This is a genomic window from Peribacillus frigoritolerans (assembly GCF_004358755.1).
Classification (GTDB): Bacteria; Bacillota; Bacilli; order Bacillales; family Bacillaceae; genus Bacillus_P.
Genome location: NZ_SMZY01000009.1, coordinates 21,719 through 46,483 on the forward strand (window position 1 = coordinate 21,719; position 24,765 = coordinate 46,483).

The 24,765-nt window shown below is 41.3% G+C and carries 25 protein-coding genes; all 25 read right to left on the reverse strand.

The features are described from left to right. Nucleotides 1-8: 8 nt before the first annotated feature. A complete protein-coding gene (gene yabQ / locus E2R53_RS22180) occupies nt 9-638 on the reverse strand; it encodes a spore cortex biosynthesis protein YabQ (RefSeq protein ID WP_133313837.1) in 630 nt (209 codons plus the stop codon). Continuing rightward, nucleotides 635-940 carry a sporulation protein YabP gene (yabP, locus tag E2R53_RS22185; RefSeq protein WP_070877658.1) on the reverse strand — a complete coding sequence of 102 codons (306 nt, stop codon included), beginning with the start codon at nt 938-940 and terminating at the stop codon, nt 635-637. Before yabP ends, yabQ begins: the two co-directional genes overlap by 4 nt. Nucleotides 941-1,032: 92 nt before the next feature. After that, a complete protein-coding gene (locus E2R53_RS22190) occupies nt 1,033-1,296 on the reverse strand; it encodes an RNA-binding S4 domain-containing protein (protein WP_070877657.1) in 264 nt (87 codons plus the stop codon). A gap of 15 nt (nt 1,297-1,311) precedes the next feature. After that, nucleotides 1,312-2,781 (reverse strand): nucleoside triphosphate pyrophosphohydrolase, encoded by a 1,470-nt coding sequence (gene mazG, locus E2R53_RS22195; protein ID WP_133313861.1) that lies wholly within the window; start codon nt 2,779-2,781, stop codon nt 1,312-1,314. Between the two features lie 20 nt (nt 2,782-2,801). Next, nucleotides 2,802-4,394 carry a putative polysaccharide biosynthesis protein gene (locus tag E2R53_RS22200; RefSeq protein ID WP_133313838.1) on the reverse strand — a complete coding sequence of 531 codons (1,593 nt, stop codon included), beginning with the start codon at nt 4,392-4,394 and terminating at the stop codon, nt 2,802-2,804. Nucleotides 4,395-4,522: 128 nt separating this feature from the next. Continuing rightward, nucleotides 4,523-5,059, reverse strand: a complete 537-nt coding sequence (gene spoVT / locus E2R53_RS22205; protein ID WP_133313839.1) for a stage V sporulation protein T — start codon at nt 5,057-5,059, stop codon at nt 4,523-4,525. Between the two features lie 202 nt (nt 5,060-5,261). Further along, entirely contained in the window at nt 5,262-8,792 is a 3,531-nt protein-coding gene (gene mfd, locus E2R53_RS22210) for a transcription-repair coupling factor (protein WP_133313840.1), read from the reverse strand. A 155-nt stretch (nt 8,793-8,947) separates the two neighbouring features. After that, nucleotides 8,948-9,178 carry an anti-sigma-F factor Fin family protein gene (locus tag E2R53_RS22215; protein ID WP_070877652.1) on the reverse strand — a complete coding sequence of 77 codons (231 nt, stop codon included), beginning with the start codon at nt 9,176-9,178 and terminating at the stop codon, nt 8,948-8,950. A 65-nt stretch (nt 9,179-9,243) separates the two neighbouring features. Continuing rightward, nucleotides 9,244-9,801 carry an aminoacyl-tRNA hydrolase gene (pth, locus tag E2R53_RS22220; RefSeq protein WP_070877651.1) on the reverse strand — a complete coding sequence of 186 codons (558 nt, stop codon included), beginning with the start codon at nt 9,799-9,801 and terminating at the stop codon, nt 9,244-9,246. A gap of 209 nt (nt 9,802-10,010) precedes the next feature. Beyond that, nucleotides 10,011-10,661 carry a 50S ribosomal protein L25/general stress protein Ctc gene (locus tag E2R53_RS22225; RefSeq protein WP_133313841.1) on the reverse strand — a complete coding sequence of 217 codons (651 nt, stop codon included), beginning with the start codon at nt 10,659-10,661 and terminating at the stop codon, nt 10,011-10,013. A gap of 283 nt (nt 10,662-10,944) precedes the next feature. Continuing rightward, complete coding sequence (locus tag E2R53_RS22230; RefSeq protein WP_133313842.1) at nt 10,945-11,898, reverse strand: ribose-phosphate diphosphokinase; 954 nt, start codon at nt 11,896-11,898, stop codon at nt 10,945-10,947. A 146-nt stretch (nt 11,899-12,044) separates the two neighbouring features. Next, on the reverse strand, nt 12,045-13,400 hold the full coding sequence (glmU, locus tag E2R53_RS22235; RefSeq protein WP_133313843.1) for a bifunctional UDP-N-acetylglucosamine diphosphorylase/glucosamine-1-phosphate N-acetyltransferase GlmU: 1,356 nt from the start codon (nt 13,398-13,400) through the stop codon (nt 12,045-12,047). A 216-nt stretch (nt 13,401-13,616) separates the two neighbouring features. Next, the gene (gene spoVG / locus E2R53_RS22240; protein WP_070877647.1) at nt 13,617-13,907 is read right to left on the reverse strand and encodes a septation regulator SpoVG; all 291 of its coding nucleotides are present in this window, start codon (nt 13,905-13,907) and stop codon (nt 13,617-13,619) included. Then, complete coding sequence (locus E2R53_RS23430; RefSeq protein WP_165971070.1) at nt 13,894-14,055, reverse strand: hypothetical protein; 162 nt, start codon at nt 14,053-14,055, stop codon at nt 13,894-13,896. Before E2R53_RS23430 ends, spoVG begins: the two co-directional genes overlap by 14 nt. A 68-nt stretch (nt 14,056-14,123) precedes the next feature. Further along, nucleotides 14,124-14,501 carry a RidA family protein gene (locus tag E2R53_RS22245; RefSeq protein WP_133313844.1) on the reverse strand — a complete coding sequence of 126 codons (378 nt, stop codon included), beginning with the start codon at nt 14,499-14,501 and terminating at the stop codon, nt 14,124-14,126. 9 nt (nt 14,502-14,510) lie between these two features. Continuing rightward, complete coding sequence (gene purR, locus E2R53_RS22250; protein WP_133313845.1) at nt 14,511-15,347, reverse strand: pur operon repressor; 837 nt, start codon at nt 15,345-15,347, stop codon at nt 14,511-14,513. A gap of 55 nt (nt 15,348-15,402) precedes the next feature. After that, a complete protein-coding gene (ispE, locus tag E2R53_RS22255; RefSeq protein WP_133313862.1) occupies nt 15,403-16,272 on the reverse strand; it encodes a 4-(cytidine 5'-diphospho)-2-C-methyl-D-erythritol kinase in 870 nt (289 codons plus the stop codon). A gap of 176 nt (nt 16,273-16,448) precedes the next feature. Then, nucleotides 16,449-16,631, reverse strand: coding sequence for a small, acid-soluble spore protein, alpha/beta type (locus E2R53_RS22260; RefSeq protein ID WP_133313846.1), 183 nt, complete (start codon nt 16,629-16,631; stop codon nt 16,449-16,451). Between the two features lie 168 nt (nt 16,632-16,799). Then, nucleotides 16,800-17,069 (reverse strand): biofilm formation stimulator Veg, encoded by a 270-nt coding sequence (gene veg / locus E2R53_RS22265; RefSeq protein WP_070877642.1) that lies wholly within the window; start codon nt 17,067-17,069, stop codon nt 16,800-16,802. A gap of 270 nt (nt 17,070-17,339) precedes the next feature. After that, nucleotides 17,340-18,236 carry a sporulation peptidase YabG gene (gene yabG, locus E2R53_RS22270; RefSeq protein WP_133313847.1) on the reverse strand — a complete coding sequence of 299 codons (897 nt, stop codon included), beginning with the start codon at nt 18,234-18,236 and terminating at the stop codon, nt 17,340-17,342. Nucleotides 18,237-18,530: 294 nt separating this feature from the next. Further along, entirely contained in the window at nt 18,531-19,412 is an 882-nt protein-coding gene (gene rsmA, locus E2R53_RS22275; protein WP_133313848.1) for a 16S rRNA (adenine(1518)-N(6)/adenine(1519)-N(6))-dimethyltransferase RsmA, read from the reverse strand. After that, nucleotides 19,405-19,968 (reverse strand): ribonuclease M5, encoded by a 564-nt coding sequence (gene rnmV, locus E2R53_RS22280; RefSeq protein ID WP_133313849.1) that lies wholly within the window; start codon nt 19,966-19,968, stop codon nt 19,405-19,407. The genes rsmA and rnmV overlap by 8 nt, the downstream gene beginning before the upstream one ends. 117 nt (nt 19,969-20,085) lie before the next feature. Beyond that, a complete protein-coding gene (locus E2R53_RS22285; protein WP_353653496.1) occupies nt 20,086-21,315 on the reverse strand; it encodes a ubiquitin-like domain-containing protein in 1,230 nt (409 codons plus the stop codon). A 232-nt stretch (nt 21,316-21,547) separates the two neighbouring features. Further along, a complete protein-coding gene (locus E2R53_RS22290) occupies nt 21,548-22,318 on the reverse strand; it encodes a TatD family hydrolase (RefSeq protein WP_133313850.1) in 771 nt (256 codons plus the stop codon). Nucleotides 22,319-22,409: 91 nt separating this feature from the next. Then, nucleotides 22,410-24,365: a methionine--tRNA ligase gene (metG, locus tag E2R53_RS22295; protein ID WP_133313851.1), complete on the reverse strand. Its 1,956-nt coding sequence runs from the start codon at nt 24,363-24,365 to the stop codon at nt 22,410-22,412. Nucleotides 24,366-24,765: the final 400 nt, after the last annotated feature.

Below are 24,765 nucleotides of genomic sequence, written 5' to 3' on the forward strand. Positions count from 1 at the left end.
AGCCTCCTTTATTTCTTCTTTTTCCACGAAATCCATAAGTTACCACTCTTATTCTTGATTTTCTCATAAAATCCTGCTGTTTTCTTGAAAAACCTGTAAAAAAAGTTTCTGATGGACAAAGGAATCAATTTCCACAATCCTTTTAAGATCCAAAAAACGGGAGATAACAGTACCTTTGCAATAAGAAAAATCACTCTTGACATCCATTTTAACAAGTTCCATAAAAAAATGACAAGTCCGCTTATAATCGCTGTCAACAAATTAAAAATGCCAATAATGGGCTTCACCAAAAAGAAGTTCCCCATCTTCAGCACCGTCTTATAAATACCGACTGCACACTTAATGATGAATTCGAGAAGCGCTAAGTAAATGCCCTTGATCAAGCTCTGATAAGCTGCATATCCGCACAGCAGGGCAAGCAGAATGTAGACGCGGAATTCTCCTTCATTCACGTTCAGGAGAACATAAAATAAAAGGAGGCCCTGAACGAGCCAAAATAAGATGTCATTTATGAAAACGACCCATTTGGCTCTTCTCGGCCGCATTAGAAAGCGGCCGTAAGTATCAAGAGAAGCGCCAATAAAACAGCCTGAACAAACCATGGAAAGCATCGTCAGGAATTGAGTGGAGAGCGTCATTTAAACAACTTGCTAAAGAGTCCTTTAGCTTTCTCCGTCTGATGCTCATCGAGATAGACGAGATCGAAAATTCTCCCTTTTATCGAGACGATCCCTTTATCAACGTCCAAATTTTTCATTTGGAGATTCTCACCGCGGATGGCAAGAGCACCCATCACCGTTTCAAGCAGAAACTCTTCATTATCAAAGCTTTCCACATGTGTTACGCCTGTAATATCAAGCAGTTTACGGCCTCTCATAATAACATCATGCTCTTGGATCGTTCCCTTAGGCTGTGATTGATTATCATAATATTGATTCATTGCCAACCCCCGCATTCTTCTAAGAAATATTCTTACCTATTTCTATGAGCCGAGAATGCGAAATAGAACAAGCCCCCGTATGATATCAAATTCTATTCTTCGCTGATCTTTTCTTCTTTTACAAGGGAATACATGCCTGCTGCATCCTCTTTTTTAGATGAATCCTGCAGGTTTTCAATTTTTACCGTAATGCGCTTTTGCCCGAATCGAATCGCAAGTTCATCACCCAATTTGACAATAGAACTTGCTTTTGCAACTGTACCGTTTACCGTAATTCTTCCTTGATCAGACACTTCCTTTGCAAGTGTCCGTCTTTTGATCAGTCTTGAAACCTTTAAAAATTTATCTAGTCTCATCTTTTCAGCACCCCTTTATAGCCCTTTGCTTTTTGCTTCATTCCAGTAAGAATCCATTTCTTCAAGAGACATCTCTTCCAGGTTTTGATTAAGCTCATCTGCTTTTTTCTCTATATATTCAAATCGTCTTTTAAATTTATGATTGGTTGCCGATAAGGCTTCCTCAGGCTCTACATCGTAAAATCTGCCAATGTTGACCAGTGCAAAGAGGATGTCCCCAAACTCTGCAAGGATTTTCGTTTGATCAGCGCGTTTTTCCGCTGTTTCAGCCTTGAACTCCTGCATTTCTTCCTGAACCTTTTCCCATGCTGACTCAGCATGATCCCAGTCAAAGCCGACTTTAGCTGCCTTCTTTTGTATATGGTAAGCCTTAGACAATGCAGGGAGCGAGCCGGCAATCGACTTCAAGAGGGACTCTTTTTCATCTGATCCCTTTTCTGCACGCTTTATCTCCTGCCAGTTTGACAGTACTTCGTCCGAACCGCTTACAACAGCTGTTGAAAAAACGTGCGGATGTCTGCGGATCATTTTTTCTGTTAATGTTCTGATGACATCATCAATTGAAAACAGGCCAGCGTCTGAGCCAATTTGAGAATGAAGCATGACCTGAAGGAGAACATCTCCAAGCTCTTCAACCACATGTTCATCATCGGCTTCATCAATGGCTTCAATCAACTCATAGCATTCTTCAATTAAATACTTTTTGAGAGATTGATGGGTCTGCTTCAGATCCCACGGGCACCCGTTAGGTCCTCGAAGCTCCGCAATCACCGAGCGCAGTGCTGCAAATTGGTGATTCAGAATGCTCTCATCCTCTGCTGGAGGCACGTATACACTTGTTAAGTTGTTAACAGATGTAACCCGGTCAAGCTCAAAGAGAGGCACCTTTACAATCTTTTGCTGGCTGCTTCCGGCCGCTGTAACAATCTGAACCTCATAGTCATCAGGCAAATCTTCCATCAGCGTCAGTTTCACTTCGGAAGCAACCATTTGATCATACACCTGGCAAATAATCAGATGCTGCCTGTAATGTAACTGCTCTCTCTTCATCGTCAGACCGTCTACCATTTGAAACCCGTCAATCGGGTCGATTTGAAGCGCGGTAAATGTAGCATCTAAAAAGCTTTGGCCTCCTGCTATATAAATCTCATAGCCTCTCTGTCCTCCATTTTGAAGCAGCAATTGAACCGTCTGCTCTGCAACAAGGGGATGTCCAGGAACAGCGTAGATAATCTCTTTATCTTCCGCTTCCTTGTATAGCTCCAGTTCAATTTTAGCGTAAACATCGCCGAATTGATCATTCTCTTCGTAGAGGTGATCAAATGTTCTGTAATCCGGCAGTTCTGCCCGCAGTTCATCCACAACCGGATGTTCTTTTGTTCTTAAAAACAAGTGGGAGGCTGATGTAAGTGTTCGATAAACTCCAAGCGGCAAATGACTGGCATCCGAGCCCCCAAGTCCTACTACTGTAATCTTTTTCACCATCATTCCATACCCCGTTTCATTTATTTTAAAAACTTCTCAAGCTTCTTTCCGCCCGGAAATGCAGCGAGTTCGTTTTTCGTAAAAATAGAAAGTTTTAAAATGGCCAATAGATAGATAACCGCTCCTGCTGAAGCACCTGATAATGATCCGATTGTAGCCGCCATTCGGTTAAGGTCATCCCAATATTGATCAAAGACAGACATATATAGAGAAAGTAACGCAAGCATCAGACCTGCAGCGGATGCTGTTTTCAGCATATCCTTCCAGCTGATGAGCATGTACCCTTTCGTTTTTAAATACCAGGCATTCAAAAGGCTGATCACTGCATATGCTACAACGGTAGCAATAGCTGCTCCCTCCGTATTCATCGACGGAACCAAAAGAATGTTTAAACCGAGTTTAACCGCGCATCCAATTACGACTGCTGCTGCAGGGAAAAAGGTGAAGCTTAGGCCCTGTAAGATAGCAGACAGAGTTAGGGCATAGGATGTAAACAAAACGGATATGCCTAAAATACTAAGTACACTTGTTCCTGATGCATCCCGGAACAGCATGATGTTTGTCGGCTCCATAATCACGATCAGCCCTGCCGCCGCCCCTGTTCCAATCACCGTGCAGATTTTCATGGAACTCGTTATTTTATCTGCAATCACGCCATCTTCATGATTCTTTTTCGCATATGATATAAGCGGAACTAATGATAAGGAAAAGGATGTTGCAACCACTGTTCCTATCTGAATCAAAGGCTGTCCTCTGTCATATATCCCTTTTAGAGCCTTGGCTGCTGACATTTCGATTCCGTTAGAGCGGAGCGCCGAATAGAGCTGCATGGCATCGATCATTTGGATAAAAATCAGCATTAAGCTTGTCATGCAAATGGTTATTGTATTGATTAATAAATACTTAATAATTGTTTTTGCGCGAATCGATGATTTCCCTGTTTGAAACAAAGGAGGTCTTCTTTTATCCTTGGCCAAAAACACGGATAATACTGCTGCTGCTGCAATACCACCTGTCAAAGAGCCGAATAACGCTCCTTCTCCCGCCTCATACAGAGAGTAGCCATTTTGAATCAGAATATATGAAAAGAGAAGAATCGTCACAACTCTGATTCCTTGTTCTGTTACTTGGGAGAGAGCGGTAGGCATCATATTATCAAACCCTTGAAAATAACCCCTTGCAAGAGATATAAAGGGAAGCAAAAGAAAAGAGAATGAAATAATCTTAAGCAGCGGGGCAAGCTCAGCATCGCCCATGATTTCTGAAATGTACCCTGCGCCTAAAAAGAGGCATAAAAAGAACAAAGCACAAATGGAAATTAAGAACAAAAAGGAAATCCTCAGGATAGAAAAAAGAGAAGAGTTGTTTCCTTTATCTCCAAATTCAATGATTAATTTTGAAATAATGACCGGAAATCCGGTTGTAGCAAGCATAATAGCAATCGCGTAAAAAGGATAAACCTGCTGATATATGTAAAATCCGATGTCTCCGACAATATTTTGATAAGGCACCCTGTAAGCAGCGCTCATGATCTTTATGATAAGGCCCGCAAGTGTCAATACAAAGGCACCTTGCAGGAAGAGATTTGCTGATGTATCAGAACGGACGTCCATCGCCCAATTCCCCTTCCGATTTTAAGCTGAACGTGCCTATTATATCACAATATGCAATCCGCTCTATCTGCATTCAACAGGAAAAGGCAGCAAAAAATCGCTGCCTGGTAAAACGATATGAATAATGACTACTGTTCCATTTGACGCGCCAAAAATCCAGCTGCAGTTTCTACTGCTTTATGCTCGACTTCACCGACAGCCTGATCCTTTGAAAAGATCACAACAGCACCGATAGGATCTCCGTTAGCAACAATCGGTCCAACTGTGAAGGATTTAAGCTCTTCGCTTGTTCCATCTATCAATTGGATATTCCCGCCTTCTGTGTTCAGCACAGAGCTGCGTTCTTCCATTGCTTTTTCAACCTGATCGCTAATATTTTTATTCATGTATTCCTTTTTGGAGCCGCCTGAAACTGCTATGTATGTGTCACGGTCACATATCAGCACGGGATGTCCAAGACTGTCATATAGAGCATCGGCATATTCTTTTGCAAAATCGCCAAGCTCACTGATTGGTGAATACTTTTTCAATATTACTTCTCCGTCCCGGTCGACGAAGATTTCAAGCGGATCTCCTTCTCGAATGCGCAGGGTCCTGCGTATTTCCTTCGGTATCACCACACGGCCTAAATCATCAATACGACGTACTATACCAGTTGCTTTCATCTAATGCTGCCTCACTTTCACTTGATGATTGTGTACTCGATGATTGTTGGCGCAAGCTAAAAGTGAGCTTTTTATGCCACAACCATCATTGCTTAGAAATAGTATTCTTCACTAAAACACGCAATATACACAATCACAGCGGAATTTTCTTGAATAGGCAGTATTTTCTTTTCAGCTTAGACAAAAAAAACAGGTATTAAACTCAGTTTGCTGAAATCTCTTCTTTTTTTACGGATCCTAATCCATTTAGGAGCTCTGAAGCAATATTCAGCCATTTTTCTGTATTAACGCCTTTTATTTGAATGGTGATTTTCAGTCTTTTTCCATCCATTCCGAGACCGACAGCTCTGCCGTACTTATTGCTCAGTTCAAACAGCTTCTGCCCGTCAACCAGTCTGCTCGCATCTTCACTGACGAAAAGAGCAACCGTATCTTTATCTTGTTTGATCATATCAACCTTCTCTTGGACAGCAAAAACTTTAAGCTTCGCAATCTGCAGAAGGTATCCTACCTCTGCCGGATAATCCCCGAATCTGTCGACGATTTCTTCCTGCAGCTCTTCTAAATCAGCTAAGGAAGCAACAGCTCTGAATCGTTTATAGATATCGATTTTCTGTCTGCCGTCTGAAATGTACTCTTCAGGCAGGTATGCATCCACTTCAAGATCAATTTCCACTTGGAATGGCTTTTCTTTCGGCCCGTCTTCTCTCCGCTCCTCAATTGCTTCCTTCAGCATTTGAGAGTAAAGATCGAAACCAACAGAATCAATGAATCCATGCTGCTGGGCACCAAGCAGATTTCCTGCTCCGCGGATAGAAAGATCGCGCATCGCAATTTTAAAGCCAGAACCAAGCTCAGTAAATTCTTTTATTGCCTGCAGACGTTTTTCTGCCACTTCAGTCAATACTTTGTCTTTTCGGTACGTGAAGTAAGCATACGCAATTCGGCTGGAGCGCCCGACACGTCCTCTTAGCTGATAAAGCTGAGAGAGGCCCATCTTATCTGCATCATGAACGATAAGGGTATTCACATTTGGAATATCGACGCCTGTTTCAATGATGGTCGTACTGACAAGCACATCAAATTGCCCATCAAGGAAATTAAGCATCGCTGATTCAAGTTCATTTTCGGACATTTTGCCGTGGGCGTATGTTACACGTGCATCAGGTACAAGCATAGAAATTTCATCCGCTTTGCGGTCAATATCGTCAACGCGGTTGTATAAAAAGTAGACTTGGCCGCCCCTTGCAAGTTCTCTTTCAATGGCTTCACGGACGAAGCCCCCATTATATTCAACGACATATGTCTGAACAGGGAACCGGTTCTCAGGCGGCGTTTCGATAACAGACAAATCGCGGACCCCAAGCATCGACATATGCAGCGTACGCGGAATAGGGGTAGCTGTTAAAGTCAGGACATCAATATTTGCCTTCATTTGTTTAATTTTCTCTTTATGCGTAACACCAAAGCGCTGCTCTTCATCGATAATCAAGAGGCCAAGCTCTTTGTACGTAACATCTTTAGATAAGAGACGGTGTGTACCGATAACCATATCAACCGTGCCATTTTTCAGGCCTTTTACTGTTTCGTTCATTTCTTTTCTTGATCTAAAACGACTTAACAAGCCTATATTAATTGGATAATCTTGAAACCTTTCTCTCACTGTTTCAAAATGCTGCTGTGCAAGGATGGTCGTCGGAACCAGGAGTGCAACTTGTTTTCCATCGGCAACCGCTTTAAAAGCAGCGCGAATTGCAACCTCCGTTTTACCATAGCCCACATCACCGCAAAGAAGCCGGTCCATAGGACGTTCCCGTTCCATATCAAGCTTGATTTCATGAATGGAGCGCAGCTGATCCTCTGTTTCCTGATAAGGAAAGACGGATTCAAACTCACGCTGCATTTCACCATCAGGCGAAAACCCGTAGCCTACACTTGCTTCCCGCTCAGCATACAGCTTAATTAAGTCATCCGCTATATCCTGAACAGATGATTCAACCTTCTTCTTTACCCGCTTCCAGTCACTGCCGCCAAGCTTGTAGATCTTCGGTTCTTTCCCTTCTGAACCGACATACTTCTGGATGAGGTCAATTTGTTCAACCGGAACATACAGCTTGTCGCTGCCATGATAGCGGATATGCAGATAGTCTTTGTGGACGCCGTTAATCACAAGGGTTTCAATCCCTAAGTATTTACCGATTCCGTGATTTACATGAACAACATGATCTCCGACTTGCAGTTCTGAATAGCTCTTAATTCTCTCTGCATTTGATATTTTTTGGCTTTTCGGCTGCTTTTTCACTCTCTTTTTAAAGAGTTCTTCCTCTGTAATAACGGCAAGCTTCTGCAAAGGGAGTTCAAATCCCGTTTGCAGATCGCCTTCCATAAGGTAGAGATTGCCAAGCTTGGGCGCTTCATTTTTCTTCAAAAAAGCAGCTGTGATGTCATAATCAGCAAGCACGCCTTCAAGCTTTTTGACTCTCTCTTCTGTTGCGCCAAGGAAAACTACCGAGAATTTCGCTTTTTTCCATCTATCAATTTCACTTTTCAATACGTGCATCTGCCCATGAAAGTTTTGCATCTGCTTACAAGATACATTCAGGATATTCTGAGGACTTGTGTGCGGAACATGACGTAAAAATAAGGATAAATAGACAAGCGGATGTTTTGTTTTCGTGAGAACATCTGCATATTTATGTGACATCTGCACATCATTTACAATTTTCCCGTGCTCAAGCAGGCTAGTGTACCAGTCAGCCTCTTCTTTTTCAAGATTTTCGTACATTTCCTGAATTCGGCTGACTTCATCCATGACAACGATTGTCTGCTCATGAAAATAATCTAGTAAACTAGCAGGCTTCTCATAGAAGTATGAAAGATATTTAAACATTTCCTGATTAAACTGGCCGTTCCTTAGTTGTTCAAGCTCATACCCGATATTTTCTGCCAGAATCTCTTTTTGCTTTTCATCCTTAAGACGCTTCAAGCTGTAGGCTAATCCGTTTTCCAGCTTTTGTATGCATTTATTGATTTTGCTTTGATCCACAACAAGTTCTTCAGCTGGACCGATATGAACTTCTTTAAGCTTAACAATCGAACGCTGGTCCTCACTGTTAAAGGAGCGGATTGAATCAATCTCGGTATCAAACAGTTCAATCCGGATCGGATATTCTTCTGTAAGAGGATAGATATCCATAATCCCGCCTCTTAAACTGAACTCTCCAGGAGCTGAAACCATTCCGGCTCTTTCATACCCCATCGTAATCAAAGATGCCATTGTTTTTTCAAGATCCAAATCTTGTCCAAGCTTTAAGTGAAACTGATTTTCAAGCCATGCTTCCTTAGGCGGCAAAAATCTTCTGAGTGCTGCGACCGGAGCAACGATAATTCTTTTTTTATCTTGTGATAGTTGATTCAGCACTTCCATTCTCTGTGCTTTTAACTCCGGACTTGCTACAGCAAGTTCCGATGCAATTAATTCGTTCACCGGATACAGCAGAACCTGATCACCGACAAGGTTGACCAGATCTTCATAGATCTTTTGGGCCTGAAACAAATTATGAGTAATCATTAAAATCGGTTTATTTGAATGCTGATAGAGTGAAGACGTGAAAACAGACCTTGCAGAGCCGGATAAGCCTGCTACGAGCTGTTCTTTCAAGCCTCCTTGAACTCCTTCAATAATTGTCTGAAAATCGTCATTATCATAAAAGTAATGCTGCAAACTTTGCAAAGGCTAAAACCTCCCCTTTTGTTAGTGATAGAAAGGCGGATGTCGATCTCTCTATTAATGGCTCGACAGGAGCAAAAACTAGCACCTGCACCATAAGCCCAGTTACTGGATTTAACGGAAAAATGCCTTGGTTCCTTTCGTCACCAAAGCTTCCCCTATTGAATAAAACGCTGCAGCTGATGATAGTCAGGATTTCGCTCTAATGCTTCCTGACAATCCTCGCAAATGGTTTTTACAAGTATATCGCCATTCGACTCATATGATATCATTTCTTGTCTCTCTTCCTGCGACAGGTGATGAAATCCCAGTTGTTCGCTGTAAACTGAAACGCTGTCAATTGTTCCAACTTCTACGCCGCAATGACGGCATTTATAGTGTAGCGCCATTGAAAAGCCCCTCCTGAAAAGGTTTTTAACTCTAGTATGAACCTTCAGGAGTCCGCTTATACTCTTCAGTTATATTTGTTCATCACCTGTAAAAAAGGCTCTTTAATAAAGCTTTCACATGCATCTGCAGATAATGAGATTGCGTCTTTTATGCTCGGCTGTTCTTCTTTTCCAAAAGAGCCCAAAACATAATTTGAAACGCTCATGCCGCCAGATGGACGGTCGATTCCAATGCGGACACGGTTAAATTCCTGTGTGTTTAAATGCTGGATCATTGATTTGATTCCATTATGTCCGCCTGCACTGCCCTTTGTTCTCAGACGCACTTTTCCAGCCGGCAAATCAAGATCATCGTAAATGACAGCGATGTCTTTATCCTCAATTTCATAATAGTCCATCAATGGTCTGATGCACTCACCTGAGAGGTTCATATATGTAAGTGGTTTTAATAATATGATTTTCTCGCCAGAAACATGACCGATTCCAAAGATTCCGTTAAACTTTGAACGATCAAGAGGGATGTTCAACCGCTTTGAAAGTTCGTCAATCGCCATAAATCCGACATTGTGCCGCGTATCCTCATATTGCTTCCCTGGATTCCCAAGTCCAATGAATAGTTTCATTCTCGTACCTGCCTTTATTCTAGAAGTGGTATGGCTGTGCTTAAGGGTGTCCGCCTTGGCCATACTCCCTCGGGTTATGTTCAAAAAGGATGATGCGGAGTGGAGCAGAGTTACCCCAATCATAATCATCACCCTAAGTTTAGTATCTTTTTTCTCTATTTAAACAATACCATAAAAAACGCAGCCATTAAATGGCTACGTTCTGCAAATTATGATTGTTTTTCGTCTTCTGAGGAACCTTCTTCGTTCTCTCTGCCTTCAGCATTATCCGGCTCGCCAGATTCCTGCTGCTCGCCGCTGTCAATTTCCTCTTCTTGCTGAGGAGGAAGGATAGAAGCAACCACTTCATCTTCTTCATGATTGAATGTGTACTTGCCTGAAACCTTCACATCTTTAATTGTCAGGGTATCGTTGACGCCAAGCTCTGAAATATCCACCTCAATGGATTGCGGGATATCACCAGGTTTAGCTGTAATTGATGCCTGATACATTGGCTGCTGAAGCACTCCGCCGTCTTTTACGCCAGCTGCATCGCCTGTCAGCGTAACCGGAACCTCAACCACTACGTCTTCTTTAAGGTTGACGACATGGAAATCAGCATGCACAATTTCATTTTTAAGAGGGTCAGTCTGCATTTCATAAAGCATGACCGAATGAGACTTTCCATTTAAATCAAGTTTTATAATCGCGTTGCGTCCTTCTTCACGCAGCGTTTTAATTAATTCGATACTATCTAAGGAGATTGATTTTGTATCAGTTGACTTACCATAAATGACAGCAGGAACTTGTCCCTGTTCACGGACCTTTCTTCTAGCCGAGTTTGTAAATTCTGTTCGTTCTTGCACTTTTAATGTTGTCATAATCCAAAACACCTTCCTAACGATAAGTTATGTCTTATTTAATTCCCATTATTGTCAGGGTCTAAACATTTTTCTTAAGAAAAGGATGGTTTTGTCTCGGCTGCTGACTTTCATATAAAGTTAATAAAACGATTGCGAACACGTATTTAAAACAAAAGCTGTTTTTGCATAGATTGTTGTTTTTCATTATCAATGGTTTTAAACATTTAAACAAAATATAAGAAAAGAGCCCAACAAAAACACCCTCTTAGCCCGAAGGCGATGAGGGTGTGCTGGAAAAGCATTAATCAAAAAGTGTGCTGACAGATTGCTCTTCATGAACGCGGATAATAGCTTCACCAATTAGTGGAGCAACTGACAGCTGTTTCAGCTTGCCAATTTTCTTCTCTTCGCCCAAAGCAATAGAATTTGTAACGATTAATTCTTTAATATTTGAGTTTTCAATACGCTCAATCGCAGGTCCTGATAAAACAGGGTGTGTACAGCAAGCATAAACTTCTGTTGCTCCGTTTTCTACTAATGCGTTAGCAGCAAGTGTAATCGTTCCAGCTGTATCAATAATATCATCAATTAATATAGCTGTTTTGCCTTCAATGTTACCAACAATGTTCATAACTTCAGCAACATTTGGTCTTGGTCGGCGTTTGTCGATGATCGCAATCGGCGCTTTCAAACGATCTGCAAGTTTGCGGGCGCGCGTTACGCCGCCGTGGTCAGGCGAAACAATGACGATGTCCTTCAAGTCTTTTTCAAGGAAGTACTCTGAAAGAATCGGCACACCCATTAGATGGTCAATTAAGATGTCAAAGAATCCCTGAATTTGCGGAGCATGCAGATCAAGAGTGATGACGCGGTCAGCGCCAGCCGTTTCAAGCAAGTTAGCAACAAGCTTAGCCGTAATCGGCTCACGAGCGCGTGCTTTGCGGTCTTGGCGTGCATAGCCATAGTAAGGCATAACAATATTGATTGTCTTAGCAGATGCACGCTTAAGCGCATCAATCATGATCAATACTTCCATCAAGTGTTCATTAACCGGAGCACTCGTTGATTGAATAACGAATACATCACAGCCGCGGATACTTTCTTCAATGTTAATTTGAACTTCCCCATCACTGAAACGAGTTACCGAACATTTACCTAAATCAACACCAACTTCATCTGCAATCTCTTTAGCTAAAGCTGTGTTTGAATTTAATGTAAAAATCTTTAAATTAGAATCTGCATAACGATTAGACATATTAAAAGGAGACCTCCACTAGGTTTTATTAATATTGAGAAGTAATTAATCTTGCGCATTGATGTCCAGCTGAAGCGCCCTAATTCCTCGATCAGGACGGTCCTGCCATGCCTGCACTGAACAGAACAAGGCGCCTTCGCTTTTCTTTACTTCATATACTCATCTTTATTGACTTGTCTTGCACGCGCAATAGAAAGCGCCTTGCCAGGTACATCATCCGTAATAGTCGAACCTGCAGCAACATACGCGCCTTGACCAACCGTTACCGGTGCAATTAAGTTTGAATTGCAGCCTATGAAAGCTCCATCCTCAATTTTAGTAAGGAATTTATTCTTGCCGTCATAATTGACCGTAATGGATCCGCAGCCAAGGTTAACATCTGCGCCGACTTCAGCATCGCCGATATAGCTTAAGTGTGAAGCTTTGCTCGCTTTGCCCATTGCTGATTTCTTGATTTCGACAAAATTGCCGATCTTCACTTCATCTGCAATAGACGATGCAGGTCTGATGTGCGCAAATGGCCCGATATTTACATCATGGCCAATTTCACTGTCATGTGCAACAGACTGGCGGATTGTTGTACGATCTCCAACCGTGCAGTCTTTCACTTCAGTATGAGGTCCAATTATGGAATCTTCCCCAATAACGGTATTGCCTGAAATGACTGTGCCAGGGTAAATCACAGTGTCACGTCCAATTTTAGCATCACTTGAGATGTATGTGTTGTCAGGATCAATAATGGAAACCCCGTTTTTCATATGAAAGGCGTTTACCCGCTTTTTCATATACTGCTCAGCTTGCGCAAGAGCTACTCTGTCATTTACTCCAAGCGTCTCTTCAAAAGATGCCGTCTGGAATGCAGAAACGATTTCATTGTTTGTTTTTAGGATTTCAATCACATCAGGGAGATAATATTCGCCTTGAGAATTGTCATTTGACACTTTCTTCAGTGCATCGAAAAGAGCACGGTTGTCAAAGCAATACGTTCCGGTATTGATCTCTTTGATCAAAAGTTCTTCAACATTTGAATCTTTGTGCTCTACAATTTTCTCAACGTGGCCTTCAGTATTTCTGACGACACGGCCGTAGCCTGCAGGATCATCTGCTTTCGCTGTAAGAATTGTAGCTTTTGCATTTATTTCTTTATGATGAGAAAGTAAAGATGCCATTGTATCTGCTGTTATTAAAGGAGTGTCTCCGCAGATAACAATAGTCGTTCCGTCTTGATCTTCTAAATGAGCTGCTGCCTGCATAACAGCATGAGCCGTTCCGAGCTGTTCGCTTTGAACAGCATACAGGACGCTTTCGCCTAGCTGATCTTGTACTTTTTCCGCTCCGTGACCCACTATGGCAACGATTTTGCTTAAATCTAATTTAGAAACTTCATCAACAACATGCTGAACCATTGGCTTGCCGCCTACTGGATGCAGCACTTTATAAAGCTTTGATTTCATTCTAGTGCCTTGTCCGGCAGCTAAAATTACTGCGTATCGGTTATCCATATTTAGGCCTCCAATATACCTTTTTATCCATAGAAAAATATATCTCAAATAGACCCTTATTTCAAGAAAACATATGAAAGTACATAATTTTTCATAAAATTGTCATGATATGTAAGGCTCTTTTCTTCTTTAACCAGCAATCTTAGTTTTGGCTGTTAAAAACAAAAAAGCCGAATAGGACTAAGTCCCACCCGACTTTTAAAGTGCTTCATATGATCAAGAAGCGCCTGCTTCTTCAAATTCAACTTCTAGTTCACCTAAACGATGATACTCGGCTAATACGGCCTCTTGAATTTTCCCGCGAGTTCCAGAATTAATAGGATGTGCGATATCTCGAAACTCTCCGTCTGGAGTGCGTTTGCTTGGCATTGCTACAAAAAGGCCATTGTTACCATCAATCACACGAATATCATGAACAACAAACTCATGATCCAACGTAATTGATGCAATCGCTCTCATGCGGCCTTCGGTGTTTACGCGGCGTAATCTTACGTCAGTTACTTCCATTCTGTTCACCACCTTTTCCTGTATGAAAAACTTTAGTTAAGTTATTCAACGGAATTTTTCTTTTTCCTGCAAGAATGGAAAAATATTTTGAAAAATCAGGTGATTTTGCACATTTTTTATTTTTGCTTTGTTTTTGACGTTCATTCATGAGATTAAGCTGGACTGTTATCCCTGCAGGTCCCCAAAAAAACAATATTATTCTTGCAAAAAAAATGATCAGTCCACAGAAGCAATAACTTCAATTTCCACCATAGCGTCTTTAGGCAATCTGGCTACTTCAACACATGAACGGGCAGGTTTAAGTTCGCTGAAGTATTCGCCATACACAACGTTAAATGCAGCGAAGGTATTCATATCTTTTAAAAATACGGTTGCTTTTACGACAGTCTGCAGAGAGGCACCCGCTTCTTCAAGGACAGCTTTTAAATTTGAAAAAACCTGATGTGTCTGTTCTTCTATTGAGCCATTTACCATTTCACCTTCAGGAGTGAGCGGAATTTGACCGGAACTGAAGAATAAACGGTCAATAATCATTCCCTGACAATATGGTCCAATGGCTGCCGGAGCTTTTTTTGTATCAACTTTTCTCATCATAATCTCTCCCTATAATGTTACTTGGTTTAAGAAGCGGAAGAAGTTTCCGTCCATGACATCAATTTGTTTATCTTTTACATTTACATCTGTTAATTTCACTACAGATATGTATTCATCAACAAGGCGTTCTTCTACACCTTCTGATTCAACCAGCACGCCGATTCCAGCGAGATTTGCATTAAACTCTTCAAGCATGCTGACCATTCCATTTATTGTTCCGCCGGCTTTCATAAAGTCGTCAATAATCAGGACATTTGACCCTGTCTTCAGACTTCTTTTTGATAAAACCATTGTCTGAATTCTCTTGGATGACCCTGATACATAATTGATGCTGACAGTCGGCCCTTCTGTCACCTTACTGTCTTTTCTAACAATGACAACCGGAACGTTCAGCTGATTTGCAACTGCGTAAGCAACAGGAATTCCTTTTGTTGCCACAGTCATGACGATATCAATTTTCCGGTCTGCGAAAACAGATGCAAATAAACGGCCAATTTGATTGACGATCGTCGGGTTGCCAAGTATATCTGTTAAATATAAATATCCCCCAGGCAGCAGGCGTTCAGGTTTTGCCATAAGAGTGCAAAGCTCAGAAATAATTTCTTTTGCTTCGCTTACCCCGATTTTAGGAATAAATTTAACTCCTCCGGCAGCGCCCGGCACGGTTAAAAGGGAACCGATGCCCCGCTGTTCAAAGGTTTGCTTTATGATCGTCAAATCTTCACTGATTGAAGACTTGGCTGATTGGTACTGATCAGAGAAAAAAGTTAAGGGAACAAGTGCATGTGGATGTTGTAGCAAGTAATAAGTCATATCAACAAGCCTTCCACTGCGACGAAATTTCATGGAATAACCTCCAAAATCCGAATATTTTAAAGATAATATAACTTAATATACGTATTTAATCAAGGCTATTCCGTTCCCCAAGCAATCTGACAGCAAATACCTGATCGCAAAAACCCCTTAATCCATTGTATACACGATGGAGCCTCGATTCATAGCGGACAAGGCCAAATACAGTAGGCCCGCTACCGCTCATTAGGACAGCATCTGCACCAAACCGCTTCATTTGATCTTTAATATTTGCTACCTCCGGATACATCTTTAAAGTAACACCTTCGAGAACATTTCCTAAGAGACTGCAAATCTGATCAAAATCCTGCGCCTTGATTCCTTCAATCATTCCATCTACATCAGGATGGTCAACAGCATCCAAATTCAAATTGCGGTACACATCAGCAGTGGATACTCCAATTGTCGGCTTTGCAAGCACGACCCAGCAATGAGGGGGTGTATCGATATGCTGAATTTTTTCACCCCGGCCGGTAGCAAGTGCGGTTCCGCCATACACACAGAATGAAACATCTGAACCAATCTCTGCTCCAAGCTCTGCAAGCTCGTCTAAGCTGAGTCCAATCTTCCATAATCGATTCAGCCCTCTGAGAGTAGCAGCTGCATCACTGCTGCCTCCTGCCAGCCCGGCAGCTACTGGAATCACCTTTGTGATGGCTATCGAGACGCCTTTTTTTACACCGTACCGCTTTTTTAACAACGAAGCAGCCTGATAGGCTAAATTCCGCTGATCATCCGGAACAAACCGATTATGAGAAATGATTTTAATCTCATCAGACGGAAGCTCGACAAGCTCAACGCGATCGGCAAGATCGATGGTTGTCATAATCATTTTCACTTCATGAAATCCATCTGTTCTTTTATGAAGGACATCGAGCGAAAGATTAATTTTAGCCGGCGCTTTCTCCAATATACGCAACATTTTCACCTACTTTTAACGAACTGAAATTATCCACATTGTACCACAAATAGAATGAATATAACGCAGTTTTCGACATTTCCGCTTAATGATGGAATATTTGAAATATCAGTGCTTTTATTGTGATAAAAAGCCGGAGCTTGTCGCCCCGGCTTCTGCCGTCAGTTTTTTAAGCTTTATGATTTATTCTGACTTGCCAAGTGCTGCTCTGCAAGCTCGATCGCTCTCTTCACCATGTTTCCGGCATCACGCGATCTAATGGCACCCCATCCATCATTTTTGACCGTATCATAAAATCCCAAGTCTTTAGCCAGTTCGTATTTGAATTCATCGGACATGATTCCCTGACGTCTTCCCATCACAGAACACCCCTTTTATTTACGTCTGATCCTCAAGGACTTTACCGCATAAAAAAAAGCGGCACTATTAGTATGTGCGGCTTTGTGTAAGTGTTATCCAAAATAAATACCGGCAGAGGAAAAAGATGTCCTGAATTTTAACCATAAAAAAAAGCAGCAAACTAGTGTCTACTGCCCAGCAACTGCCACTGAACCTGAAGTATCTTCAAAAAATGTTAATTGCACTGTTTCAGTTAATACATCTGCATAACTGTATGATACACGTTCAAATGCATTTTCATCTTGATCTAGTTGTACAACGAAGACAGCTGGGTACGTTTCTGTAAGAACACCTGAACGCTCAATCGTTTTTCTGCGGCCGCCGTTTGCTTTAAGCGTAAGCCGCTTTCCAAGATTAGAATCCAGAGAATTTTTAATATCGACTAAAGTTTTTGCCATTGCATCCACCTCACTAATTTCAGTATACACGATAGCCTATTTTAAGTCAAATAAAATTTAAATTATAACAGTGATAAAAGTTCGTTGTCAACAAAATATTTTCAACAAAATTCACGTTCTATCTACAAATTAGGATTAACCTAAATCTTATTTTTTATGTAAAGAAAGGAAAAGATTTCTTTTACACATTGATTGCGTTTGCAATTCAATGAATTCACATAGTTTACCAGCCAGAAGAAAAGAACCGCTGTCTCAGTGTGGAAAGCGGCCCTAAGAATTTGCAGAATTTGATTCATCATGTCTGTGGTACGGCATGCCCGTTCGGAGGACGCCTTTTGTTTCAATGCCGCCGAGGCCCTTCTCTCTTGTTAGAGTATTGCGCAGGACATCCCAGACATTAATTCTCTCCATAAAAGAAGTAAAGCTTATTTTAGCGACTATATACACCGGGTCCAGCGCATGTATGTTTACTCGTGAGGGTGAACTCGCAAAATTCGCTCCAGCCCTGATTAAAGATTCAAAGTGAGACTGACAGGCTCCTGCAAAGATAACCAGCTGATCTAGATGAGGCACGGCTTTTCTTGCGTTGCGCACGGTCTGGACAAAGTGCTTTGAGTGACGGTAGGCATTTAGATCATTAATCTCCCCTTTGTGCTTTGAGTAGGCATCATGACCCGTTATGACAAGGATATTAGGACGGTACTCTTCAATAAGGTCCGCTACCACATCCTGCATTTCTGTTTCTTTCACATGTACTCCGAATACCGGGACACCCACACGTTCATAGAGAGTCAGACACTTTTGAAGATACAGCGGATCGCCGTCTAAGTGCAGCACTTTTCCGGGTAAATGAAAAAACTCCTCATTATGGCTGTAGCTTGCGGTTGCACCATACTCCCGCTTCTCCTGCAGCAGGCGGTAATCCTGCTTTAATAAGTAAAGAGACTGCTCAAGCATTTCCTTTTCATGCACTTTTCTCTCATTGCGTTCCCGGTCACCAATAACGGCTAAATCATCACATAATGCATCAGCGATCAGACGTACTTCTTCTCCGTATAAAATGGCAGCCCATTTTCCATCCTCTGTTTGTTTCAAGTCAATCACCCGAAACAAGACATCACATTGATATGACTTTCGGGCTACGATATCTCCAATTTTCACTTGCATGTTCTTCACTCCAAATGACCGATTCCCCGGAACTGATCTTTAAAGAGCACCGCGGACTGGTTAGGTCCTAAGGTGATGCCCATTCTATGTCTATTACTTATAGACCCCTAAGCTAAGAACAATCCTTTTCTAGCCTATGACAATGAATAAAAAGTGTGAACGCTCACGCCTGCTATATGCCCGTTAAGCAAATGAATGCCATTCTAAACTGACTGCTCCTTCTTAAATAAAAATTCCAAGCACAAAAAGCCCCGCAGCTGTTTCAGCTGCAGGGCCATCTTTCATAAATAAACGTTATCCATTAAATTCTTCAACTAACAAGTCACTGAGCACTGCAAATTCTTCGATCGAAAGGGTTTCTCCTCTTCTTCTTCCGTCGATGCCAGCTGTTTCTAATGCATGTTCAATAACTGATTTCTTTTCTTTTCCGTCAGGAAGAGAATGAGTCAGATTGTTAAGGAGTGTTTTTCTTCGCTGTGCAAAGCTTGCACGAACAATTCTAAAGAAAAAGTCTTCATCTTTTATAACAACTCTTGCTTCCTCACGCAGAAGCAGACGGATAATGGCCGAATCTACATTAGGCTGCGGCATAAAAACGGTTCTAGGCACCGTCATGACCGTCTTAGCGTCTGTATAGTACTGAACAGCTATAGACAATGATCCGTAGTCTTTAGAAGAAGGAGAAGCCGCTATGCGGTCTGCTACTTCTTTTTGAAGCATGACGACAATTCCTTTTAAAGGCAAATGATCTTCAAGCAGCTTCATAATGATGGGAGTTGTTACATAGTATGGGAGGTTTGCAACGACCATCACTTCGCGGCAGTCCTTAAATTGCTCTTCCATAACCTCTTTTACATTCGCCAAAAGGATATCCTGATGAATGACTGTTACATTGTCATAAGGTGATAATGTATCTTTTAAGATTGGGATGAGGCGCTGATCAATTTCGAATGCAACAACCTTTTTCGCCCGTTTGGCAAGCTGTTCTGTCAAAGCTCCGATCCCCGGACCGATTTCAATAACACCTGTTTCATCTGTTACGTCTGCATGGTCTACAATACGGTTCAGCACATTAGGATCAATTAAGAAGTTTTGTCCAAGACTTTTCTTGAAAGAAAAACCGTACTTTTCTAATATAGCTTTCGTGCGAACCGGTGTTGCGATATCTTTAATCATTTTGCTGCTCCTCCCGAACAATCTCCTCTATAGCTTGTGCAAAAGTTTGTTTTGTAATTTGAAACATATGCAGTCTTTTTTCAAGCTGCTTGCCATTTGTATAGCCTATTTTCAAAAGCACCCCGAGTTTTTCGCGCCGTGCCTTCGCTTTCGGCCCGCCTATTAAACCCGCAGTTATTAAATCATCTTTATCAATAATCGGATCTGTATCCGCCATCTCTTCTTTAACCTCTTTTAGAGCGTTTCGGATTGCTTCTGCGGAAGCATGCTCAACTCCAATGCCTTTGCCATTTTTAGGCCTTGCCTCAGGTTTTGTAATAAACGCATGCTTGCAGCCTGGAACCTGCTCTGCAACCGTTTTGCGTATTTTTTCGCCGGGAAAATCCGGATCTGTAAAAATAATGACTCCCCGCGTTTTCTGTGCAAGGCGGATCTGTTCAATGACCGAATCCCCAATTGCAGATCCATTCGTTTCAATTGTATCTGCATCAACTGCTCGCTTTATGGCAGTTGTATCATCTCTTCCTTCAACAACAATAATTTCTTTAATTTTCATGTTTTCCTCCAAAAAGATGAAACTTTCCTGAGCAGTCAAACGTCTATATTATTGAAACGTAATTGTAACCCATTATAACGCAAAAAAACAGAGGGATCTAAACCCCCTGTCAGAGAATCAATTCAATACTTTAATTTTAACCTGCTTTCTTCCCCATCGGTAGGCTGCTCCCTTATCCGAGAAGAAAACATCAATCTTTTTCCCTTTAATTGCGCCGCCTGTATCAGAGGCAATGGCATATCCGTACCCTTCTACATATACTTTAGACCCTAATGGAATAACACTTGGATCTACAGCGATCACTTTGGCATTCGGATTGGCTCTTAAATCGACACCTGTGGCAGTCGTACCTGAACAGCCATTGCAATGAGCCGTATAAGCAGTTGATGTAACAGTAAATTCTTTTGCGACAGAATCGTTTGAACGTGATACTGTCTCAGGCTTGCTTGAAGTACTTGCCTTACTTACAGGCTTAGGCGCAGCTTTTGTGCCTATTGCAACAACACGTTCCTGACTTTCACTTTTCGTTTCTTCTTTGATCAGCTTTCTTGACACTTCTTTTCCATTTTCGAGCATAACCTCAAAATGTTTCGCAACAGTGCCTTCTGTACCAGGTTTAATAACTTCCTGTTTACCTTTTGGAATGCTGCTGTCATTCTTAGTTACAACTGAAAATGCAACTGGTTCTTCCACTACATCGGTGACTTTTTCTACACGTGTGACTATTACGGCGTCATTTGCACTCAATGTTTCATGAATTTGGGGTTCAACCTTATCAAGTTCATTTACCTGTACCTTTTGGTCTTTCAAAAAGTCAGCGACAGTAGTCGAAGTTGACCATACTTGTTGTTTTTTATCTCCAACTGTTAGTGTGATCTGTATGGCTTTCTCAATGTTGAGCTTAAGATTACCTGCAATTTTCGTATGTAACGAAGCATTCATCTTATCGTGCTCAGAAACTGCTATTTTTTGTTCTTTCAAAAATTCTTCTACGGTTTTTGCTGTTGTCCTTATTGTCCTTTTCTCATCGTCCACCGTAAGCTGTACAGGTTTCGAAGCCTCATAAACAACTTTTAGATTGTTTGTGATCTTAGTATCTCCTGATGGGGATACATCGTCTTCTTGTTTTCTATCTATGTCTAAATCTTGAAGTAATTCTTCTACTGTACGTGCGTGTGTCCTGAGTTTCTCATCTTTGCCATTCAGCGAAACTGTAACCGTGTTCTTCGACGCTTCAAATGTCGCGAACGCAGTACCCGTTCCCAAAACTACTAAACTGACAATTGCGAGGACAATCTTGTTAAAGCTTAGTTTTGCGGATAACAGCTTTTTCATATTATTTATCACTATGAAAAACGCCTCCTTCTCCTCCGAGGATTATATAGAGTATCGATCTTGCTGTCAACCCTCACCCACTTCTTTCAAATTTTTCTAATCGTAATCACTATTATGCTAAAAAACTATCAAAAAGTGAAGCAATTCTTGTCGACAAATATATCCTATGAGGAAAAGGAGACTTGTAGAACCTCTTTAAAACCTGTACTTTCGGACAAGCTCCAGCAAAATTCTACAATTTCCTTTAGCGAGAAATGCCGAATATTCTTTTTGCATTGTCGGAAGTTTGTCTAACAAATTCCTCATAATCCATCTCTCTAAGCTCAGCAATTTGCTCTGCTACATATTTCACATAGCTCGGTTCATTCCGTTTTCCCCTAAACGGATGAGGTGTTAAATATGGGCAATCAGTTTCAATCAAGAGACGTTCCATTGGTATCTCCGCCGCAACTTCCTTTGGCTTTTTAGCATTTTTAAATGTCACCGGCCCGCCAAATGAAATATAAAAATTCATATCCATACATTGTTTCGCCACTTCAAGGCTGCCTGTAAAACAATGCATAATGCCGCCCACTTCGCTCGCATTTTCTTCCTGCAGAATCTCAACTACATCAGAGGTCGCATCCCGATTATGAATAATTATTGGAAGCTGAACTTCTTTCGCAAGGGCAATCTGCTTGCGGAATACTTCCTTTTGAATTTCCTTCGGAGATTTATCCCAATAATAATCGAGCCCCATCTCGCCAATCGCCACTACTTTAGGATGTGAGGCAAGCTCTTTAATCCGCTGAAGATCTTCATCTTTCATATCAATAGCATCGACTGGATGCCAGCCAACTGCTGCATAAATAAAATCATACTTCTCGGCAAGCTCGATGGCCCGTGTAATGGTCTCTGTGTCAAATCCGACTACAACCGTATGGGTTACTCCTTCATCCAGCGCTCTTTCAATGACTTCTTCTAAGTCATCCTCGTATTGGATCGCATTTAAATGAGCATGTGTATCAAATAACATGTTTCGACATCCTTTCTTTAGGTGTACACAAAAGAAAAAAGAGGCGTCATTCCCGATTGTTACACGTGAAACACCTCTTTTTTCTCTTTTTTTATTTAATAATCGTACCGTTCGGAAGACTTGAATCGACAGTAGCAAGCGACAAATTACCTTCTTCTTCGCCAGCGAGGATCATGCCTTGAGACAGTTCTCCGCGCAATTTTACTGGTTTAAGATTTGTAATGCAGATGACTTTCTTTCCGACAAGCTGTTCAGGCTGATAGCTCTTCGCAATTCCTGATACAACCTGTCTTTTTTCAGAACCAAGATCCAGCTGAAGCTTTAATAAACGATCGGCTTTTTTTACTGGTTCTGCATGAATAACTTCTGCAACACGCATTTCCACTTTCATAAATTCATCAAATGTAATTTCGCCTGATGCGTCTTCTTTTTGTTCTTTCTTTTCTTCGTCGGCAGCCGGCGCAGTTCCCTGCATCTGCTCTTTAATATATTGAACTTCTTCCTCTACTTCTAAACGAGGGAAAATCGGCACTCCTTTAGAAACCTTAACTTGAGACAGCTGCCCAAATTCTGATAAGCTTGTCCACTCTTTTAAGGAAGCTTCCTGAATGCCAAGCTGTTCAAACATCTTGTCAGGTGTTTTCGTAAGGAATGGTTTCAGCAGGATCCCGGAAATGCGAAGCGACTCAGCTAGATGATACATAACTGAACCAAGCTTTTCACGATTTTCCTCATCCTTTGCAAGATTCCATGGCTGTGTTTCATCAATATATTTATTCGTTCTGCTGATGAATTGCCAAAGAGCATTCAAAGCAATAGAAAACTCCATTTTCTCCATCGCTTCTTCGTATTTAACGATGGTATCTTTGCTGAAAGCTGTTAATTCTCCGTCAAACTCTGTTTTAGGTCCGCTGTACGCAGGGATCTCACCGTCAAAATATTTTTGAATCATGGCGATTGTACGGTTCAGCAGGTTCCCAAGGTCATTGGCAAGATCAAAATTCACTCTTTCGATAAACCCTTCCGGTGTAAAGACTCCGTCCGAACCAAACGGTACCTCTCTTAATAAATAGTATCGAAGAGCATCAAGGCCGTAGCGGTCAATTAACGTAACAGGATCTACTACATTCCCTTTTGATTTGGACATTTTTCCGTCCTTCATCAAAAGCCAGCCATGTGCAAACACTTTTTTCGGGAGCGGCAAATCGAGCGCCATCAGCATAATCGGCCAATAGATGGTGTGGAACCGTACAATTTCTTTTCCTACTAGATGAACATCTGCAGGCCAGTATTTTTTGTACTTTTCATCGTTCTCTGATCCGTATCCAAGAGCTGTAATATAATTGGACAGTGCATCAATCCATACATATATAACATGCTTTGGATCTCCAGGCACTTTTACTCCCCAATCAAAAGTCGTCCGTGACACCGCCAAGTCCTCAAGACCTGGTTTAATGAAGTTGTTAATCATTTCATTTTTGCGTGATTCCGGCTGAATAAACTCCGGATTCTCTGAATAATACTTCAGAAGACGATCTGCATATTTGCTCATCTTGAAGAAGTAGGATTCTTCTTTTACTTTTTCTACCGGACGTCCGCAATCAGGACAATTGCCGTTTTCAAGCTGTCTTTCTGTAAAGAACGATTCACAAGGTGTGCAATACCATCCTTCGTATTGATCTAAATAAATGTCCCCTTGCTCAAGAAGCTTCGCAAATACCTTTTCAACAATTTCTTTATGACGGTCTTCTGTTGTACGGATGAAATCATCATAAGAGATATCAAGCTTGCTCCAAAGATCTTTAATGCCGCTGACAATGTCATCCACATATTTTTGAGGCGTTACTCCGATTTCTTCTGCCTTGCGCTGGATTTTCTGTCCATGTTCATCTGTACCTGTTAAATACATCACATCAAAACCGCGCATGCGCTTATAACGGGCCATAGCATCACCCGCAACTGTTGTATAAGCATGTCCAATATGTAGTTTTCCGCTTGGATAGTAAATAGGTGTTGTAATATAAAATGACTTTTTGTGACCTTCCATCCGTTTCCCTCCTGGTAATGAAGACTGTCTCTGGGTTAGAGAAGAAAAGCCCCCGCCCCAATGGACGAGAGCGACTAATCATTGATATTTATACTCTTTATGATACCATCTTAGCCTTTAATATCAAGAAAATATACCTTCTATGGACAAAAAAACAAAGGAGGACAGGAATAATATGAATGGCTCTTGTATGCCAAATGTTTCCTAATCAATTTTTCTTGTTGATTCTTGTCGAACAATCGTTATAATAAAATAAACAATATTTTGAATTAATACTATTACATGTATAATTAATAATTTCCTTTTATGAGTTTATTTTCCTTTTATCAGGGGTATATATTCTTATTATGCCTAGCGCATAAGGGTTCAAGAAAAATTCGTTTTTTTTGACAAACTATTG